This is a genomic window from Pseudomonas sp. St29, from assembly GCF_001547915.1.
Lineage (GTDB): Bacteria > Pseudomonadota > Gammaproteobacteria > Pseudomonadales > Pseudomonadaceae > Aquipseudomonas.
The window spans coordinates 2,488,841-2,507,518 of record NZ_AP014628.1 but is presented as its reverse complement, the minus strand read 5'-3'; the positions used below and the strand labels follow the sequence as shown (position 1 = coordinate 2,507,518).

At 59.5% G+C, this 18,678-nt stretch carries 16 protein-coding genes; 2 read left to right on the top strand and 14 right to left on the bottom strand.

Annotation, left to right across the window (positions count from 1 at the left end; all coding sequences use genetic code 11):
• Positions 1 to 88 precede the first annotated feature (88 nt).
• Both PST29_RS11380 and PST29_RS11375 read left to right on the top strand, forming a co-directional pair.
• The gene (locus PST29_RS11380) at positions 89 to 1,492 is read left to right on the top strand and encodes an FAD-binding oxidoreductase (protein ID WP_060843106.1); all 1,404 of its coding nucleotides are present in this window, start codon (positions 89 to 91) and stop codon (positions 1,490 to 1,492) included.
• 448 nt (positions 1,493 to 1,940) lie between these two features.
• Entirely contained in the window at positions 1,941 to 2,228 is a 288-nt protein-coding gene (locus tag PST29_RS11375) for a DUF3077 domain-containing protein (protein ID WP_060843105.1), read from the top strand.
• A 185-nt stretch (positions 2,229 to 2,413) separates the two neighbouring features.
• Here the strand turns inward: PST29_RS11375 and PST29_RS31730 are convergent, their stop codons facing one another.
• From PST29_RS31730 to icmH, 14 genes are all read right to left on the bottom strand, one after another.
• The gene (locus PST29_RS31730) at positions 2,414 to 2,932 is read right to left on the bottom strand and encodes a hypothetical protein (RefSeq protein ID WP_148659624.1); all 519 of its coding nucleotides are present in this window, start codon (positions 2,930 to 2,932) and stop codon (positions 2,414 to 2,416) included.
• Between the two features lie 443 nt (positions 2,933 to 3,375).
• The gene (locus PST29_RS31725) at positions 3,376 to 3,573 is read right to left on the bottom strand and encodes a hypothetical protein (protein WP_148659623.1); all 198 of its coding nucleotides are present in this window, start codon (positions 3,571 to 3,573) and stop codon (positions 3,376 to 3,378) included.
• A gap of 16 nt (positions 3,574 to 3,589) precedes the next feature.
• A complete protein-coding gene (locus PST29_RS31720; protein WP_148659622.1) occupies positions 3,590 to 3,973 on the bottom strand; it encodes a hypothetical protein in 384 nt (127 codons plus the stop codon).
• A gap of 157 nt (positions 3,974 to 4,130) precedes the next feature.
• A complete protein-coding gene (locus PST29_RS30930; RefSeq protein WP_082729211.1) occupies positions 4,131 to 4,634 on the bottom strand; it encodes a hypothetical protein in 504 nt (167 codons plus the stop codon).
• Positions 4,635 to 5,354: 720 nt separating this feature from the next.
• Positions 5,355 to 5,795: a hypothetical protein gene (locus PST29_RS31715; RefSeq protein ID WP_148659621.1), complete on the bottom strand. Its 441-nt coding sequence runs from the start codon at positions 5,793 to 5,795 to the stop codon at positions 5,355 to 5,357.
• Positions 5,796 to 5,860: 65 nt separating this feature from the next.
• Positions 5,861 to 8,494: a T6SS phospholipase effector Tle1-like catalytic domain-containing protein gene (locus PST29_RS11365; RefSeq protein WP_060843103.1), complete on the bottom strand. Its 2,634-nt coding sequence runs from the start codon at positions 8,492 to 8,494 to the stop codon at positions 5,861 to 5,863.
• Complete coding sequence (locus tag PST29_RS30925; RefSeq protein WP_082729326.1) at positions 8,482 to 9,030, bottom strand: DUF3304 domain-containing protein; 549 nt, start codon at positions 9,028 to 9,030, stop codon at positions 8,482 to 8,484. Before PST29_RS30925 ends, PST29_RS11365 begins: the two co-directional genes overlap by 13 nt.
• An 8-nt stretch (positions 9,031 to 9,038) precedes the next feature.
• Positions 9,039 to 9,572: a DUF3304 domain-containing protein gene (locus tag PST29_RS30920; RefSeq protein ID WP_082729327.1), complete on the bottom strand. Its 534-nt coding sequence runs from the start codon at positions 9,570 to 9,572 to the stop codon at positions 9,039 to 9,041.
• A gap of 23 nt (positions 9,573 to 9,595) precedes the next feature.
• Positions 9,596 to 10,384 carry a DUF4123 domain-containing protein gene (locus PST29_RS11360; RefSeq protein ID WP_060843102.1) on the bottom strand — a complete coding sequence of 263 codons (789 nt, stop codon included), beginning with the start codon at positions 10,382 to 10,384 and terminating at the stop codon, positions 9,596 to 9,598.
• Positions 10,385 to 10,395: 11 nt separating this feature from the next.
• Complete coding sequence (gene tssI, locus PST29_RS11355; protein ID WP_060843101.1) at positions 10,396 to 12,447, bottom strand: type VI secretion system Vgr family protein; 2,052 nt, start codon at positions 12,445 to 12,447, stop codon at positions 10,396 to 10,398.
• Positions 12,448 to 12,468: 21 nt separating this feature from the next.
• Positions 12,469 to 13,542, bottom strand: a complete 1,074-nt coding sequence (locus PST29_RS11350; protein WP_082729210.1) for a serine/threonine-protein kinase — start codon at positions 13,540 to 13,542, stop codon at positions 12,469 to 12,471.
• Positions 13,539 to 14,267, bottom strand: a complete 729-nt coding sequence (locus tag PST29_RS11345; protein WP_060838547.1) for a PP2C family protein-serine/threonine phosphatase — start codon at positions 14,265 to 14,267, stop codon at positions 13,539 to 13,541. The genes PST29_RS11350 and PST29_RS11345 overlap by 4 nt, the downstream gene beginning before the upstream one ends.
• Positions 14,267 to 17,791, bottom strand: coding sequence for a type VI secretion system membrane subunit TssM (gene tssM, locus PST29_RS11340; protein ID WP_060843100.1), 3,525 nt, complete (start codon positions 17,789 to 17,791; stop codon positions 14,267 to 14,269). Before tssM ends, PST29_RS11345 begins: the two co-directional genes overlap by 1 nt.
• Entirely contained in the window at positions 17,791 to 18,675 is an 885-nt protein-coding gene (gene icmH / locus PST29_RS11335) for a type IVB secretion system protein IcmH/DotU (protein ID WP_060843099.1), read from the bottom strand. The genes tssM and icmH overlap by 1 nt, the downstream gene beginning before the upstream one ends.
• Positions 18,676 to 18,678: the final 3 nt, after the last annotated feature.

Genomic DNA, 18,678 nt, shown 5'->3' with positions numbered 1-18,678 from the left:
GCCCATGGTCACGGACCCGCCGCGGCGTTATTCTGCCGCCATTTGCGCCCCTCCGGCGGCGCGCCACCACCAGGGATGGACACGGCGAATGAGATTCGCGATCGGCCTGTTTTTATGCGCGGCACTCTGCAATGCACTCACCACCCACGCCGCAGAAACCGTCAACGACATCACCCAGCTCAACCCCATCGTGGTCGATCAGGTGGTGCGCCCCACCACCCTGAAGCAGATCGTCAAGCAGGTGGCCGAGCACCCCGGGCCCATCGCCATCGGCGGCGGGCGCTACAGCATGGGCGGCCAGACCGCCACCGAGCACGCCCTGCAGATCGACATGCGCGGCTTCAACCAAGTGCTCGACTTCTCCAAAGAGCGCAAGGAAATCACCGTGCAGCCGGGCATCACCTGGCGCGCCGTGCAGGACTACATCGACCCCCACGACCTGTCCGTGAGCATCATGCAGAGCTACGCCAACTTCACCGTCGGCGGCGCCCTGAGCGTCAACGCCCATGGCCGCTACATCGGCTACGGCCCGCTGGTGAGCTCGGTGAAAGCCATCAAGCTGGTGCTGGCCGACGGCCAAGTGGTGGACGCCAGCCCGCAGCACAACAGCGAACTGTTCTACGGCGCCATCGGCGGCTACGGCGGCCTGGGGGTGATCGTCCAAGCCACCCTGCACCTGAGCGACAACGTGCGCCTGCTGCGCAGCGTCGACGAAATGCCCCTCGGCGACTACCGGCGCTACTTCCAGACCCAGATCCACAACAACCCCAAGGTCATCCTGCACAACGCGGTGCTCTACCCCGACCGGTACCAGACCCTGCGCGCGGTGTCCTACAGCCAGACCGAGCTGCCGGTCACGGTCCAGGAGCGCCTCACGCCCCTGGACCAGAACTACTGGAAAGAACAGAAGGCCCTGAAAGTGGTGAGCCAGTGGCCCGGCGGCAAGACCCTGCGCCAGGAAGTGATCGACCCCCTGGTGCTGAAGAAACCGCAAGTGTCCTGGCGCAACCACGAAGCCAGCCTCGACGTGCGCGAACTGGAACCCGAGTCCCGGGCCCAGCGCACCTACGTGCTGCAGGAATACTTCGTGCCCCCAGACCAGTTGGAAAGCTTCATCCAGGAGATGGGCGCGACCCTGCGGGCGCACAAGGTCAACGTGATCAACCTGTCGATCCGCCACGCCAAGGCCGACCCTGGCACCCTGCTGGCCTGGGCCAAGACCGAAGTCTTCGCCCTGGTGCTGTACTACCAGCAGAGCACCGCGCCAGAGGAACGGGAAAAAGTCGGCGAATGGACCCGCGCCCTGGTGGACAGCGCCATCCAGCACGGCGGCAGCTATTACCTGCCGTACCAGATCCACGCCACGGCGCAGCAGTTTCACGCGGCCTATCCACGGGCCGGGGAGTTTCTCGCGTTGAAAGCCCGGGTCGATCCGCAGAACAAGTTCCGCAACAAGTTGTGGGATGCGTATGGGGTGGGGGCGCGGCCTTGAGCGCTTGAGTGCCAGGACAGGGTTCGATGGAAATTGGTTGAAGAGCCAGCACCCGCGTCGGCGGTAAACGCCTGCACACACAAGGCGTCATACAATAGCGCGCCAACGCCGTTGCAGCGGATCACCCTGCCCGCTATCCTTCGCCCGCCGCTGCACAATCAGCGGCCGGGCCTGGAAACCCGCAAGTGCAAAAGGCGCTACAGCAGCGCCCGGACCATCAACTGCAGGCGCTTTTTTTGTGCCTGCGTTCTTGTGTCATGGCGGCTGTACGTGGGAGACCTTCGGGTCTGCCGGGTTCCTTTTGCCTCGGTTTTCCAGCCCGCGTACAGCTGCCACCCTTTCGCCTGGAAACGAAAACGGCAGCGTCTTCTAGCAAAAGGAGCCACGCCATGTACGTATTCCATCGACACCAACCTCAGCACCCGCAGCAAACCGCCGGAGGTGCCCAATGACCTCCTCCGTCAAAACCCTCGGCATTGTCACCTTCGCCCCCTGCGGTGACAAAGACCAAAGCCTGTTCAAGGTCAACCCGGACATTCCCGTGGGCGAAGCCCTGGAACATGCGTCCAACCTGTTCCATTACGCCAAGAAACTCATGCTGGATGCGGCCCTGGAGCCTCAAGGCGAGCGCTACGCCTGGCCGGCCTACTACCTGTGCGAAATGGGCAAGGCGGTGGTGGATGATCTGTCCCAGGCACTGTTGCCCGAGGCCACCGTACAGTTAGAACGAAGCTGACTCAGCTTGCTTGGGGCGGTGTATGGGCCGCCCTTTTTTCGGTGGCGTCTCCCGCTAAATTCGTTCCCTTAACACGTTTGGGGGCTCCTTTCTCCAGCCCTTTCTCTGTCATAAGCACTCTATATTTTTCAGAGCTAGCAGCAACGCTCTTCTTATTCTCCAGCCCCCAACAACTATCAGACAAGTTACTTAGCACAGCCAAACGCACCATCTTTATTACAAGCTACATACGGAGCAACTTCCCTGAGGTTATCTATATAGACTACTTCACAGGGCACTTGGACCAGTTTCGAATCAGTCGCATCAGACACAACAACCCCAGCAGAGGTCTTGACTACGCCCTTTTCCTCGCCATCAAAATGACTATAAACGCCATACTTGTAAGAACCTACAGAAAAGGCCAATTCTCTATAAGAAACCTGATAACGAAAGTAATAATTAAATGTAAACCCTTTAAAACCAAACCCATCCGCTGGAAAAATTATTTCTTTTCGGCTTGCTCGCCCAAATCGATATTGAATCCCCGACAGCACATCATTCGCATACTTAGAACATACCGCAAGATTTTTCCCCTCTCGTACCTCGCATTGAAAAGCCACTTTTTCAGTACCGCACATATCTTCCTTAGAAGCCCCTGCAGAAGTAGCACACAGCATAAACATTACAAAAAAAGCAAATACAGCAGCACGGCTCTCACCGCCCATCCCCCACCCCTCTCAAGCCAATACCACGTATACCTCACCGACCTAATTATATATCTACACACCAAGCCAACCTTGAACCGCACGAGGATCTAATAGATCGTCACAGGCAACATAAAATAGCTGTAGCGCTTATCACCACGCTTCGAAATTCCTTCCCCTTTAAACCCATCACCATAAGCAACCCCCGAAAAACGGCACGAGCTTCTTTCGTTGCACGTGCATATTCCGGCAAACTCATAATCTCTGCTGTTATACAACCTCTAATATTTATCACATCCGAGACCCCCTCAAGCCTATAGCTACCCTGACTCTGACAACCATCTAACGTCAGATCAGTCCTAAACAAAGTAGATGGAGAAATAAGCCCAGAGCAAGACACCCTCTTTTCTAATAACACTGCGCAGTTCGAATAGCATGCCATTCGAAACAGATCTGGCTCGTCACTATCCCCCAAAAAAATAAGACGCTATACCTTCCTGCTTGGATTTTCTATAAACAGTTGCCGTGACAAAAAGACTTCCAGAAATAGAAGGCGGACTAATCACTGTCGCCGAATCCAGCGAGCCTCCCTCTAAATCACCGCATGCACCTTTGATAGCCAACTCACTCAAAGTCAGTCCTACTTGGCGAGTCAAATGCATACACTCTCCTCGGCATTCATAATGCGCGCCATAAAGGTCCAGCTGAAATAGTCATATCTTTTAAAAAAACGTAAACCCTGTCTAGAGCAACCTTTCCACCACGATAATAAAATGATGTGAACTGCTGGGTTTTGGCGGAAGAATAGTTCTTGACCTCCATCACATACATATCATGAAGCTTGTACAAGGAACTGCTATATAACGTACCACTGGCCTCTGACAAATCAAAAACCCTCCGCTGTGCGACAACATCAAAAACATACCCTTCCGAATCGATGACAACATCGCAAACAGTATTATTTTTTTGGCCTTCCACGTACAACACGCGTTCATCCGACAACAAATCAGCAACTACAAGTTTTGAAAAAATCAAGATCACTGCCAAGAATAAAAATTTCATATTTTCACCCTCAACAAAATACTCTCAGACCTTTATCAATGATAACTTTAATGGCATACCAAAATCGAAATAGAACCAACAACACATACCAAAAGAGACTGGTAATTATTTATTTTCATCAGCAGTGTTTTCTCTTACAGACACAGACCATTAAGAGTTACTCGGACGCACCTTCATATCTCTGAGAGTCGCGATTGAAGCTCCACACATAAGACTTAGTCAACGCCTCCCCTCCCTTATATACAACACCTCCATCCTTATCTCTCTGATAGGAGTACACCTCAATATCTTTATATTTATTCTCACCTTCATGGGAGATATCTAAAACTTTAACACCTGCAAAATAGTCCCCACCAACAAATTTCAAATACCCTCGACACTGAATAAAGAAACCATAAACCCTGTCCTTACTTGACCCCTCACTACCAGAAGAAGAAAAAATAAAATCCTTCACCCCATCACCATTAAGATCATCATTATAGATAACCCTACCTTCTTGAACAGAAAACTTCACCCCATCAACTCTTGAAAGAACCTGAACAGGATCACCATCCTCTGACCACTGCGAAATAAAATATTGGGGACCGTCGGCACTACAAAACTTCACTGTTGCAGCGCAAGTAATCGGAGAAAGCAGTAAAAGCGCTAGGAAATATTTCATGCTCACTCATCCAAAACGAAGGTATTACGGTCAGTTCGGACTGCCCCCGTGGTTATCAGGCGTTTTCCCGCACATCCGAGAACTTTTTCGGAAAGTCTTTAGAGCTTATAAAGATCAACTTTCACCCCCCAATCTCATCACCATCGTAACCGCCATGAACATTGCACATATAATCCTCCGCAGCGAAGCTTAACTTTTCACAAGAAGATCGATTGCAAAAACCATGACAATATCACATACAACTTCCCTTTAATCTTACTGACTCAAGAATTTGATCTCCGACCAAGAGCAAGCATTTTACTCATATATTCTTCATACAGAGGGCAAGCCTCTTGCTTCATACCCATATCCCAGCAAGCATCTGCTAGACTGAAAATCGCAACTACTCTTTCTGGGTATTTCTTATGAATAACCCTAAGCAGAAATGCAGATATTACTAAATTTTCGTTCTGATACAATAAATTAGCGCGCCCATTAATCGATTAAATATCACCCCCCAAAAAATCAACGTCACCTCATATAAAAAATCCTTAGAAATACTTATCGACATTTGCTTTCCGTTATCACCCACCATATCAATCAGCGAGTCCTCCCCTCCTATCCGAAAACTCTCAAGCACAAACTGAAAGTCCTTCTTTATTTCACGCACTGCATCATCAGAAGATAACTCCTGCAAATTATGACCACTACCTAAAAACTCCAAAAACAATGCACAGCATTTTATACGTCACACATGAAACTGCTGGGGAAACCTCGCCTCACCTGGAAGTATTTCATTGTCAAGAGAATACCTTTCATCCCTACTGGGCTCCACCCAAGTTGAACTCTGTAAACAACCCAATCTTTAAATCTCGGCTCCCATCTAAAATCATACTTTGTCAGATCAGTATTTCTTGTATAAAAATCTAACAGCAATGAAAAATCACCAGAGATATACCCAGGAAACAGACCGCCATTACCCAGACTAAAAAAGCCCTTTCTCTCCTGCCTTGTACCACCAACCTTAATAGTTATTTCTGAAAGTTCGCTATCAAGCTCCGGACCAATTACAGAATAAGAATCACACACACCATCCCCGTTCAGATCCATATCACAGTCAGAATCTGCGCAAGAAATACTGCTCAACAGCAAGAAAAAACAAAGAACTAATGCATTCTTCACAGCGAACCCTCAAGTGCGAGCAAAAGGGCTGCCCCGGGAGTGCCGCCCCTTCAGGTTATCCATCGCTATACCTGCTTCCCGGACGATTTCAGATTGCCCACCTGATCGGCCAGCAGATCCTGCCAGCCAGCCGGCTGCCCCTGATCGTTGGCGCTCGCCAATAGCCCGGCAAGTCGGGCGTCCTCCTTGTCCTGCGCCGCCTGTGCGGCTTCCAGCGCTTGGTGGGCCACGAGGATTTTCTGCAACTCCGGAGTGGTGGCGGTGCTGGCGTTCAAGGGTGGCGGAGGCGGCATTGCCGCGACCAGGGCCACCACATCCCCCGGGGATTGAGTGAAGGCCCGCAGCCCATCCAGATTGCTCAGCATCGGCAAGGCCAGACCGGTCAGCGGGTCGAAAGCGCTGACTTGCGGCGAACCCGGCCCCCCGACCTTGCCCGCCAGCACCGGCCGCGCCAAAGACGGCAGGAACAGGCCGAGCAACATGCGCGGGTCCTTCTTCTTGATGCTCAAACCGACGCTGGCCAGCGCCAGCCCCACCCCCACCACCCGGCCGGCGGTGGCCAGCAGCGACAGCTCCTTGTTCGACTCGTTGTCAAAATGCACCAGGCGAATGCGGAAGTAATCGGTGAACGGCTCACGCGGGCCCAGCCAGGAGGTGTTCATGAACCAGGCGCGGGAGTCGTGGATCTGCTCGTCGAACAGCGCCACCAGGTCTTCCTTGCCCGATTTGGGCGTGTTGGGTGCACTGAACAACTCCCGGTAAAGCTCGGTGCCTTTATCGTGCAGGTAGGCATACTCCTTGGCTTCGTCTTCCTCGTTGACCAGGAACACCGTACCGCCCAGCAGCAAATCCAGAACGCCGCCGATCTCCATGCTGTCGGGGAGTAGACCCCACTCTTGCTTGTAGTCATGACGAAACTCGTCGGCGGCGCCTTTGAGTTGCCGGTGATCCAGGGGCGGGTCGAAGACCTTTTCCCTGCGCATGCCGTTGGCCTTTTCCTCACCCCCGACGATCTGCACATGGCGCTGGTACTCCTTCTCCTGTGCCTCGGTGTAAGTCGGTACCGGTTTGCCTTTGGCGGCGGCCTTGGTTTCGGCATCATTGCGCGCCTGGATCGCCTCCCAGGCCTCGATCTCGGCCTTGGGCATATCCGGCGGAGCATTCTGATAGAACGGCTGCCTTTCCACCCCTCCGGCATAACGGTCGATGCGCCAACCGGTGATCAGCGCCTGTTGCCACTCGATCATCTCTTCCAGGGTGCCGGTGTGTTGAGCGGCGTCGGCTTGCCAGGCGTTGAAGCGTTGGATGAGTTGGTCGGAGACGTTGAACTCCTCTTCAGTAGCCGGAGCCATTTTCCGCCATTTTTCGTGGAACTCCTCTCTAAAAGCTATTTTGGGAACTTGCAAAGGAGCGCCCGCTTTAAACGCTTCTGCGTAAAGATGCTGCAACGGAATCTGCGATAACAAATGCTCGGTACCGGCAACTGCCTTGCCCTGATCCCCAGGCGCGTAACCACCGCCGACATCCGAGTGCACGCCGGGGTAAAGATATTCGACGGTGCCACTACGGTAACTGGAGGGCTGAGTCGTATCGCGCTGGCCGCTGGCGTTTTTCGGTCGGCGACGGATCGAGTCCAACGGGAAACTGGCGCGCTGCTCATGGGCCGATACCAAGTGCACACAACGCTTGAGAAAGTGGCAGTCCTCAGGAATGGAAGTGTCCATAGAGGTTGCAGACACTTCGTCAGGCAAACGCATGGTGCCATCAGCCCAATCCATATGCCCGGCGGTAAAGGGAAAACTGTCGGCGATACCCACTGCCGCCACTGTGTCGCAGATACCGAGGAACTCAATGGAGATCGGCAGCCCGGCAAAGCGATACTCCACTGCGCCATCACTACCTTTACAACGGGTCAGGGTTTGCAGCCAATTGGCAAAAGTTCGGGCTTGTGCAGCGCCTCTGGAGAAGCCATAGACATATAGGCGCATGGCCAAGATATGGGGTTTTTCCCCGATTTCTCTTCGCTGATCTAATAGCTTTTCCAGGTCATTCATATACGGACGCATGGCGGCTTCACGTTTCTTTTCACCATTTTCCAGTAGACCTAAAGTCGCCACGTTGCCGTACCAACAAGTAGCCATGCTGTCTACCAGAACCTGAGTTGCAGGAAGCAGCAGTGGTGTTGCTGGTGTCAGTACCATTTTGAGCGCATCGATTAATCGAGTGAGGCCCCAGTTGATTCGATTTTCACCACCACTGGCAGCTATCAGCCCCCAATTGTTGGGTACCATTTCCTTAATATCAGGAAACACCGTGCCCACACCCGGACTGTAATAACTGAAGTAGCCATTTTGACGAGCAGTATCGTCCAACCCCAGACTTGCATGATAAAGCCGAGCCATATTGCTACAAGAAGATGGACTCGAAGCACTGTCAGCCTCGTTATTATTATTGGTTCCATCGAACGTCAATGTAATATGCAAAGTCTTACAACAAGGGGTTCCGCTGTATGTATCGCCCCTAGCCTGTACGATTTTACGCTGCAGCTCATCGAATGCGAGTTCATCATTTTTTTGTCTTCGGATATTTTCCGAAAGCAGTTTTGGGGTTGTAGGCAAATACCTATCCAAAGGGAAATTCGGAGCAATTGGTACACCAACTGCACGAGCCTTTATATTTCTTTCTATTATTTCTGACATGTTTTTGGCTCCTCCATATTCATCGGATAGTTGTAGGGATACCCCGGATATCCTGGAGAGGTTCCAGCAGCAGTAACGCGCACCTCATCACAAGGCAAGAAATGAACCTTTAGTACCCCTGGAACATCATATCTCGGAATTTCCACAATCATTTTATGCCTGGAGTAATTGGCGGCATGACGTTTATAGTCCTCAACATCAAGCTGACCATATTTACCCCGTTTAATATACCCGTCTGGATCAGGATCTTTTTCCCACTCAACAATAGCTCTCAATCCTGGCACCCAATGGCGAGGTACAACGCCACAGCAAACTTGGCTACCTCCTCCTTGATGCGGACCTAAGTTCCCTCCACCAGCCCCATTCACCGAAAAGCGATTGATCGCCGCCGAAGTATGGTTATAACCCGTCACCGGTGCCGACAACATCTTCGACTCAGACTGGCAAGCGCTTGCAATCAACAGACCGGCGACCAACAAGCATCCACGAGCAACACTCAAGACACCAAATAGACCGCTCACAAAAAACTTTTCCATAATTAGCCCTAACATACTTCTGGCTCCTCCATTTTCATTGGATAGCTGTAGGGATAACGTGGATCCATTACCTTGATATTGTCTGCGGAAACACGCACCTGATTACACGGCAAAAAATGAACTTTCAATGTTCCAGCCACGGAGTACCAAGGAATTTCCACAATAGCTTTGTGACGTGAATACCGTTGTTTCTCCCTTGCCATTCGCTTATTCCAAGCATCAGAATATGGTCGCTCTGGCCATTTCCCATAAGAATATGGATCGGGATCTTTTTCCCACTCAACAACAGCTCTCAACCCTGGAACCCAATAACGAGGGACAACACCACAACAACTTTGCTTTCCTCCTCCTTGATGCGGCCCCAAGTTTGGCCCGCCCGCCCCATTCACCGAAAACCGATTGATCGCCGCCGAAGTATGGTTGTACCCCGTCACCGGGGCGCTCAGCATCGGGGACTGGCTCCGACAGGCTGTGACCAGCAACACGGCACTCAACCAAACGGCCAATGACACTGCGGTCTTCCAGTTCCGCGTTTTGCACATCCACTTCATGGCATCCCCCTCCCCTACTCATCCACCACAAACGGCGAGTTATCCAACAGCCACTGGCGAATAAACGCCTGTCGTTCTCCGGGTTCCTGCAGGCCTTGCTGGCAGGCCGCCATCTGGCTGTGGAACAGGTGGCGCATCAGGCCTTCCTCGCGGCTCAGGCCGTAGTGCTGCGGGGTGGCGCTGTGCTCGCGGCGGTGCCAGTCGGCGTCGGCCCAGGCCTTCAGGCTGGCGACCTGCGCGGGGTCGAACAGGAAGCCTTCCGCCGTTGGGGCGTCGCTGTGTCGGGAGTAGTGCCCCAGCAGCTGCTGTGCCCGGTGGTCGCGGTCGAGCCAGTGCCAGGCGATCACCGGGCCATGCAGGACGCGGCCCTGGGCCGGGGTCAGGGCTTCGCTCACCGGCAGGAACAGGCGCGGGTCGTAATAGCGCAGCACCCCTTGTTCGCGGCCCTGGTTCCACTGTGCCTGGGTGCAGCGACTGAGATGGGCGGCCAGGGCCTCGAAGGGCCAGGGGCTGAGCAGCGCCAGTACGTGCTGGGTGCAGTCGACGGCGCTAAAAAAGGCCTTCAGCCAGGTTTGATGACGCAGCTTAAGCCGCAGCAGCAATGGCCCGGCATCGGCGATGGCGGCTTCCGGGGTGCTGTCGAACAGCTTGGCCAGTGGCGGGCCGTCGGCCAGGGTCGCCAGTTCTTGCAGCAGCGGGTAGTCGAGGCCGGTGGCGTCGATCAGCAGGTCGAGGTGCTCGTGCTCCAGCCGCTGGACCTGTTGCCACAGCAGCTCGTGCCACAGCGGGTTGCTCGTATACATGGCGGGCTCCTCTAGCGTGCTTCCAGCGCTTGGTTGTTGGCCTTGGCCCGGGCCAGGCACTCCTTGCACACCGGCGGCGGGTTGGGCGCGGCGACCTGGGGCAAGGCTCCCGGTACATCCCGATCCGCCGCCCCCGGCTGCAACGGCGCCTTGATGGCGATCCCGCTGCCACTGCCCGGGGCGCCGCCGGCGTTCTGTTTCACCAGCGGCCCGACGATCGTCACGCCGCCGGGGTCGAGCTTGATAAAGCTGCCGCCGGCCTTGAGGGTCATTTCCAGGGCCGCTTCGATGACGATCTTGTCCCCGGCCTTGAGGTGGATTTCCTGGCCGGCCTGGGTCAGTTGCGCCACGCCGAGCTTGATGTGTTGGGTGTCGGCCACGGTGAGGTGGTCGTCGGCGCGGATTTCGGTCTTGCGCGCGCCGTGGGTGGTGCGGTGTTCCTCGGCCTTGAATTCGCTGTAGGCGTTTTGCTCCACGCTGTCGTGACGTTCGTGGCCGATGCGGATCTTCTGGTCGTGCTGGATGTTCTGGTCCCAGTCGCGCTGGGCGTGGACGAAGATCTGTTCGGCGCCCTTCTTGTCTTCGATGCGCAGTTCGTTGAAACCGCCGCCACTCGGCGAGCTCAGGGTCTTGAAGACGCTGCGGGTCTTGTGCGCTGGCAGCGTGTAGGGCACTTCGTGTTCCTTGTGGTACAGGCAGCCGCTGACCAGGGGTTGGTCGGGGTCGCCTTCGAGAAAGCTCACCAGCACTTCCATGCCGATGCGCGGGATGACCAGGGCGCCGTAGCGGTCGCCGGCCCAGCCGGAGGCCACACGCAGCCAGCAACTGCTCTTGTCGTCGCCCTGGCCCTCGCGGTCCCAATGAAACTGCACCTTGACCCGGCCGTACTGATCGCAGTGGATCTCCTCCCCCGCCGGGCCGGTGACCACCGCGGTCTGGCTGCCCAGCACCTGGGGCTTGGGGTGCTTGAGCGGCGGTCGGTAGAACACGTCCCAGGGGGTGGCCAGAAAGCGGTTGCGGTAGCCCTGCTGGAAGCCGTCCTCGGCCCGGGTATCGCTGGTGATGGACTCTTCCAGCACCTGGGGCTGCTTGCCTTCGTGGGTCACCTGGGTCAGCAGCCAGAGGTCGTTCCATTCCCGGCGCGGGTGCTCGGACAATTGCAGAAAATGCCCGCTGACCAGCCGTGGTTCATCGCCCCAGCCCTCGGCCTGCCGATAGTCGGCGCGGTGGCGTTCCAGGGCGCGCTGGCTGAGCAACTTGCCCCGGGCACGGTCAGTGAAGCGTCCGGGGTAGTCATAGTCCTCCAGGTCCGGTTCCGGGCTTGCGGCCTCGGGCCGGTAGGCGGCCTCCAGTTGCAGGCGCGGTTTCTCGAAGTCGTAATCGCGGCGGCTGGTGCGACTGGTGCGCGACTCCAGACGCACTTCCAAGCCCTTGATCACCGGCTCGTCGGCCACCAGCCCGCTGCCGCGCACATAGGCGGTGGGGCGGCCGAGCTTGGGGAACGCGGTCTGATTGTCGCCAAACACCAGCAGGTGGCCGCCACGACTGTGCTGGAAGTGGTAATGCAGGCCCTCTTCTTCGCACAGGCGCTGGATGAAGTGCAGGTCGCTCTCGTCGTACTGCACGCAGTAGTCGCGTGCCGGACACGGATGCTCGATCTGGAACCGATAGGCATCGGCGAGGATGCCGTGCTCTTCGAGAATCGCGGCGATGATGGTCGGCGCCGATCGTTGCTGGAAGATCCGCTGGTTGGTGCGATGGCGCAGGTAATCCAGGCGCGGCACCAGGGACAGTTGGTAATGGGTCAGGCGCTGGCCGGAATCGCCCTGGGCCACGCGCTGGATCTGGCCATGAATGCCATGGCCCTGGGGGTCGAAGGCGAGAAAGGCCTGTTTGTGCAGCAGCCCTTCCAGGTCCAGGGCCGGGTTGTCGCTGACCAGTTGCAGGTCGAAGCGAAAGGGTTGGCTGATGCCTTCGGAGCCCTTGAATCCCAGCACCTGCAAGTCATTGGCAAAGTCTTCGACGCTCAGGCTGAAGTGGGTTTCACTGGCCGAGTTGAACATGTGCTGCTCCTTGTTCGCTGTTCATGGTTCATGCCGCTGCAACCAGCCGCCCAGCCAGCCGCCCCTGGGGGCAAAGGCATCCCGCAGTTCCTCGACGCCGATGGCCCGCTCCGCGGCATTCAGCGCCAGGGCCGTGCGCAGCGCCGGCCAGCAGTACTCCGGCAGTTGGCGCGGGCGTTGCAGTTGCAGGTCCAGCTGCTGGTCCCGGGCCTGGGTCGAGGGCAGGCGGCGATAAGGGTGCTTGCCGCTGACCAGTTCGTGGATCACGCAGGCCACGGCGAACAGATCCGCCGCTGCCGACAGCGGCGCGCCTTCCAGCAGCTCCGGGGCGGCGTAGCTGGGAGTCCAGGCGGCGAAACGCTGGCGGTTGAGCCCTGGCAGGCCCGGCAACCGACCCTGGGCGGCGCGGCTCAGACCGAAGTCGAACAGGCGCAGGCCGTCATCGCCGAGCATCAGGTTGCCGGGCTTGAGGTCGCCGTGCAGCACCCCGCGGCCATGGCAGTAAGCCAGGGCCTCCAGCAATGCCAGAATCACCTCCCGCGACTGCGCCCAGGGCAACCCCAGGGGCCACTGGCAGAGCAGTTGGTCCAGGGGCATGCCGCGCAGCTGTTCCATGGTGATAAAGGCGCAGGCATGCCCGGTGTCCACGTCGAAGCCGTGCACCCGCACGATGTGCCGATGGTGCAGGCGCCGGGTCAGGGCGAATTCGCCGTAGAGCAAGGCGCTGGCATCCGGCGCATCGGCGAAGGCTTCGCTGAGCAGCTTCACCGCCACATAAGGTTCCGGGTCGCCGAACTGTTCATGCAGCAGGTCCCGGGCGCGGTACACCACGCCCATGCCGCCGGCCCCCAGCAAGCGCTCCAGCCGGTAGCGCCCGGCCAGCACCTGGGGCAGCCCGCCCTGGGGGTCGAGCGCCTTGAGCGGCGGGCCGGTCGGCAAGCGCCGTTTGCCGCCACCCCGGGCCTTGCCGCGCCCCTTGGAGCCTTTGCCGCGCCCCTTGACCGGCCGCGGCTGCGTTGCCGCAGCCGCCACCACCCGGGTCAGTTCGCCCGGCGCCGGCGAGGGTGAATGCGGGTGCAACAGCGGCAGGTTCATTGGCGCACCACCACCGCGGTCAGGTTGTCCCGCGCCGCGCCGTCCAGGGCGTCCTCGAACAAACGCTGCAAGGCCACTTGCGGCGCCGCCAGGCTCAAGGCACGGCACAAGGCGTTGCGAGTCAACTCCTGGTACAGGCCGTCGCTGCACAGCAGGAACACGTCGTCGGGATAGACCTGCAGTTCCAGCACTTCCAGGCTCAGGCGCTCGCTGGCGCCCACCGCCCGGGTCAGGGCGTTGGCCGCCGGGTGCGAGCGGGCCTGTTCGACGCTCATCTGCTGCTCGTCGATGAGTTTCTGCATCAGCGAATGATCCCGCGACAGCTGGTACAGGCGCTGCTCGCGCCACAGGTAGCAGCGGCTGTCACCGGCCCAGACGCAGGCGGCGCGATCGCCCTGCAGCAACAGCGCGACCACGGTGCTGCCCATGATGCTGTCGCGCCGTCCGGCGGTAACCGTCAGTTCCTGGCCCAGGCGCCGGTTGAGCCAGTGCAGGCACTGGCGCACGCCGGCCAGGCGGGCCTCGAAGCTGTCCTCGGTCGGCAGCTCGGCGAGGCTGCTGACGATCAGCCGGCTGGCGATGTCGCCGCCCTGGTGCCCGCCCATGCCGTCGGCCACCACCCACAGGCCGCGCTCCGGGCAGTCGAGAAAGGCATCCTCGTTGCGCCGGCGAACCTTGCCCGGGTCGGTACGGGCCGCGCTGCGCCAGGTCCCGGCAGCGTTCATCAGAGCTGCACCGGCAGGCGGAAGCTGCGCAGCACGCCCATGTCGAAGGGGTTGGGGGTGCGCTGGCTGTGCAGCAGGTAATTGGCCCGCAATCCGCCCAGGTCGGCCTTGATCACCATCACGTCGCGTCCGCTCAGGTATTCGTTCTGCATCAGGTCGAACAGGCGGAACAGCGACCAGGGACCGCTGTTCTTCTCGATACCGATGGGCCGGCCGGCGAGTTTTTCCAGGACCAGGCTGGTGCGGCCGTTTTCCGCATCGGTGGGCCATTTGAAGGCCATGGGCACGATCGGACCATGGCGGTACTCGATCTGCTGGTCGCCGAAGCGGAACTCGGCGCGGCTGACGCTGGGGTCCAGGGTGTAGGGTTCCAGGCGGAACTGCACCTGGGGCTCGGCAGGGTTCTCGGCGAAGAAGCTCTGGCGGATGACCTGGGCCGCGGCCATCTGGTCCAGGTAGACCCGGGACACCGGCAGGCTGTAGCCGTCGATGTTGCGCAGCCGGTAATTGCCCGGATCGCCCACCACGAAGGGCCGCAGGTAGGTGTCGAAGAAGCGCTCGGCCAGGCCCTGGGCCTTGAAGAACTCGCGGAAGTCGCCGATGGCCACCTCGCTGCTGCTGTGGGCATCGAACGGATAGCGCTGCTTGATGGCCTTGCCGTAGAAGCCGTAGAGCTCGCCCTGATAGCGCTGGTTGAGGTACTGGTACGCGTCGTTGAGCACCAGGCGCCAGGTGTCCTCGGCCAGCAGGTTGAACCAGGCGCTGACCGGCCGCGGCAGACGCCCGGAACTGGTGCGCAGGGTGCTCAGGGCATCGCGCTGGCCACTCATGCGGGTCTTGGCCATTTCAAAGGCCGCCTGCTCGGGATTGCCGGAGCGGGCCAGAAACGCCAGTTGCAGCTGCAGTTCGTTGAGCGCCTGCAGGGCCGGGGCCAGGTCCGCGGTGGGGCCGTTGTTGTCGTCGAGCAAACGGTGCAGCGGCTCGAAGCGGCTTTGCAGGGATTTGCGCGCGGTGTCCGGGAGTTTTTTCAGCAACCCGTCCTTGGCCTTGCCCGCGGCCGCCGCCGCGACCTTGCCCAAGGCGCCGCCACCGACCAGCTGGTCGGCGGCCTCGCTCAGCTCTGCGGCGGGCTCGGCCAGCACCGGAAAGCGCGTGTTCTCCCGCACTTCCACCAGCAGTTGCAGGATCGGCGAGTTGGCCGAGGTCAGGCCGGCCACTTGCTCGGCCCCTTCGCTGGCATCGTTGATCGGCTGCAGGGCCACCCGGCCCACCGCCTCGCCCCAGTGGTTGGCGTAGTCGCGAAAGTACAGTTGTTCCAGCTTGACCATCAGTTGGCGCAGGTCCATGCCGCTGATGTCGCTGCCCTCCCCCAGCACCCAGTTGTCCTGGAGGATGTCGCTCACCAGGCTGGCGCCCTGGATCGAGAAATACTGCTGATAGCCCTGCTGGGTGTAGAAGCCCGGGATCACATAATCGGCGCCCAGCAGCAGGTGGCCCTGGGGCCCCAGGTGCTGGCTCAGGCGATAGTCCGGCAGGCTCCGGGCCTGCTCGCGCAGCACCCGGTAGATCACGTCGGCCAGCGACTCGCTGCGCAGCACCTGGCGCGCCTGGGCCACCAGCGGCTCATTGAGCGGGTAGCTGAAGGGTTGCTGCAACAGGCGCTCGAAGTGAAGGTTGAGGCCGTTCTGCACCGCGCTGTTGCCGGGGTAGCGCCGCGACCAGTCGGCCGCCACCCAGTCCCGCAGCCAACTGGGGTCGCGGCGCTCCTTGAGGTTGAGCATCAGGTAGGCGCGCAGGCTGTTGAGCAGGCGCTCGCGGTCCTTGAGGTTGCTGCGGATCTGCCCTTCGAGCATCTGCGCCACCTTCGGCAGCAGCTGCTCTTGCAGCTCGCGCTCATAGGCGGCGCGCAGCAGCGGGTTGCTGGCCTCGCCCTGGTACAGACCGCCGCGCTCATGCAGCGACACCTGGCCCTTGGGCGGGAACACCCGGGTCGCCTGGTCGCTCAGGTCCAGGCTCTTGAGCGCGGCCATGGCGTCGCTCCGGTCACTCAGGGTAGCGCGTTGCTGGGTCCATTCCCGGGCCAGTTCGCGCAGTTGCTCCAGGCGTCCATGGTTGGCGGAAAAGCCACTGGCCCATACCAGCCCGAACAGCCCCAGGGAACCCAGCGCCCCCACATAGAGGGCGCGCTGGCCCCAATCGATGCGCCGGCGCTCGCCCTTCTCCAGGCCCGCCAGTTCGGCTTCGGGGAAGATCACCTGACTGAGCAGGTGATGAATGAATCGCGCCCGCCCGCTGTGCAGGTTCGGCAACAGGCTGCTCGGCAGGCCCAGGTTGGCGCCGATCCCGGCCGTGTCGGGGTCCAGTGACTGGCTCAGGTGCGGCGCGCTGGTGAGGTAGAAACCACGCAACAGGCTGGCGCGCTGGTAGCGGTTGCCAGTGAAGGCCATGTCGACGAACAGGCACAGGCGCTCGCCGATCAGTCCCAGCTGGTGCGGAAAATCCAGTATCCGCCCGCGACGCTGAGTGTCGCGCTCCTGGTGCATGCGCATGATCATCTGGCTGTTGAGGCGCCGCAGCAGGTCTTCGAATTCATCGCGCAGCACCGCCACATCGGTGCCGTCCTGCTCGCGACGGAAGCTGACACCCAGCACCTGTTCGCTCTCTTCACGGCTCAGTTGATCGAAGAACTCGTCGAACCCCAGCAGTTGGTCGGCCTTGCTCAGCACCAGGTACACCGGCACCTCCACATGCAGTTTTTGCCGCACTTCCTGCAGGCGACTGCGCACCTGGCGCGCGAAAAGCTCCAGGGCCTGTTCGTCGCCGCCCTGCAACACGTCCACCGGCAGCGCCAGGAGCACGCCATTGAGCGGCCGATTGCGCCGACGGCTGCGCAGCAGGCCGAGCAAGGTGCTCCAGGCGTGGCTGTCGGCCTCTGGATCGGGCTGGGTCAGGTAACGCCCGGCGGTATCGATCAGCACCCCGTGTTCGGCGAAGTACCAGTCGCAGTGGGCACTGCCCTGGGTGTCGCGGGTCAGCTTGCGGTCGATGCGATTGAGGGGAAATTCCAGCCCGGAAAAATCCAGCAGGCTGGTCTTGCCGGCGCCCTTGGGCCCGAGCAGCAGGTACCAGGGCAGGTCCTGGCGCCAGCGCTCGCTGCGGCCGCGATACAGGCTGGAAGTCTTGAGGGTGCGCAGCGCTTCCTTGAAGCGACTGCGCAGTTCTTTCTCCTCGTCATCCATGCGTTGTTCGCGCTCCAGGCTCTGCCGGCCTTCCTCGCTGTCCTCCAGGGCGGTCTTGCGCACCCCGGCGCGCCAGTTGACGAACACCATGCTCAGGCCCCAGATCAGGCACAAGCCGCTGATGGTCAACAGCCGCGCGGTGGTGCTGGCCCAGAACCGATAGTCATCCACCGCCAGCAAGGGCCCGACGAACCACACCAGCAACGCCATCAACAGCACCAGTACCAGGGTCCAGACCCAGGTCCTGGCGAGGAACAGACCGACTTTCTTCAACAGAGTCTTCATCACAGTTTCCCGTCTTGCGGCGCACTCACGGACGCCGCCGAATCAAGCTGACGATAAGCTTGCAGCACGCTCTCGCGCTGCTGCGCCAGAACCCAGGCAAACCCGGAATACATCACCGCCAGGCTCACCAGGGTGAACAGCGCCACCGTCCACCAGGGCACGATCCGCACCAGGTCCGGGCGCTGATCGCCAAAGCCCTGCCACTGCGGCGACAGCTCCCGGGGCACGTCGCCGCGCAACTGGCGGATCTGCCGATACAGGGCATCGCGGATGCCTTCCAGCTCCAGCATGCCGCGGGGCGCGACCCGGTACTTGCCCTCGAACCCCAGGGACAGGCACAGGTAGATGAGCTCCAGCATCGGCAGGTGGCGCAGCGGATTGCGGGTCAGTTGCTCCAGCAGCTGAAAGACCTTTTCACCGCCGAAGGTCTCGTTGTGAAAGCTGCTCAGCAGGCTCATCTGCGACCATTGGCTTTCATTGCCCCAGGGGGTGCTCACCACCGCCTCGTCCGCCACCGTGCACAGCACATAGCGGGCGCTGCGCACCTGGCCGGCCTCGGCGCCGTCGTGCAGCGCCCGGGCCTCGAACCGCCGGATGGCGGCGCTCAGTTGCTGGTTGAGCGCGCCCAGGTCTTCGCGCACCACGCTGTGCTTGAGCCGCACCACTTCCGAAAGCAGCTCGGACGCCGCGGCCACCAGGGCGTTGAGGCTGACGTTGAAGGCCTGGGCCGGTTGCAGGCGCGCGGCATAGATCATCCGCTGCTCCAGTTGCTCGATACGCGGCGGCGCGACGGAGTCCGTCAGCGGGCCGCTGCCGGCGTGGGGCTCGTGGCGATCGACGAGGACGGTCTTGTCGTCCTGCGGGTATTCACTGTCCTTGGTCATGGC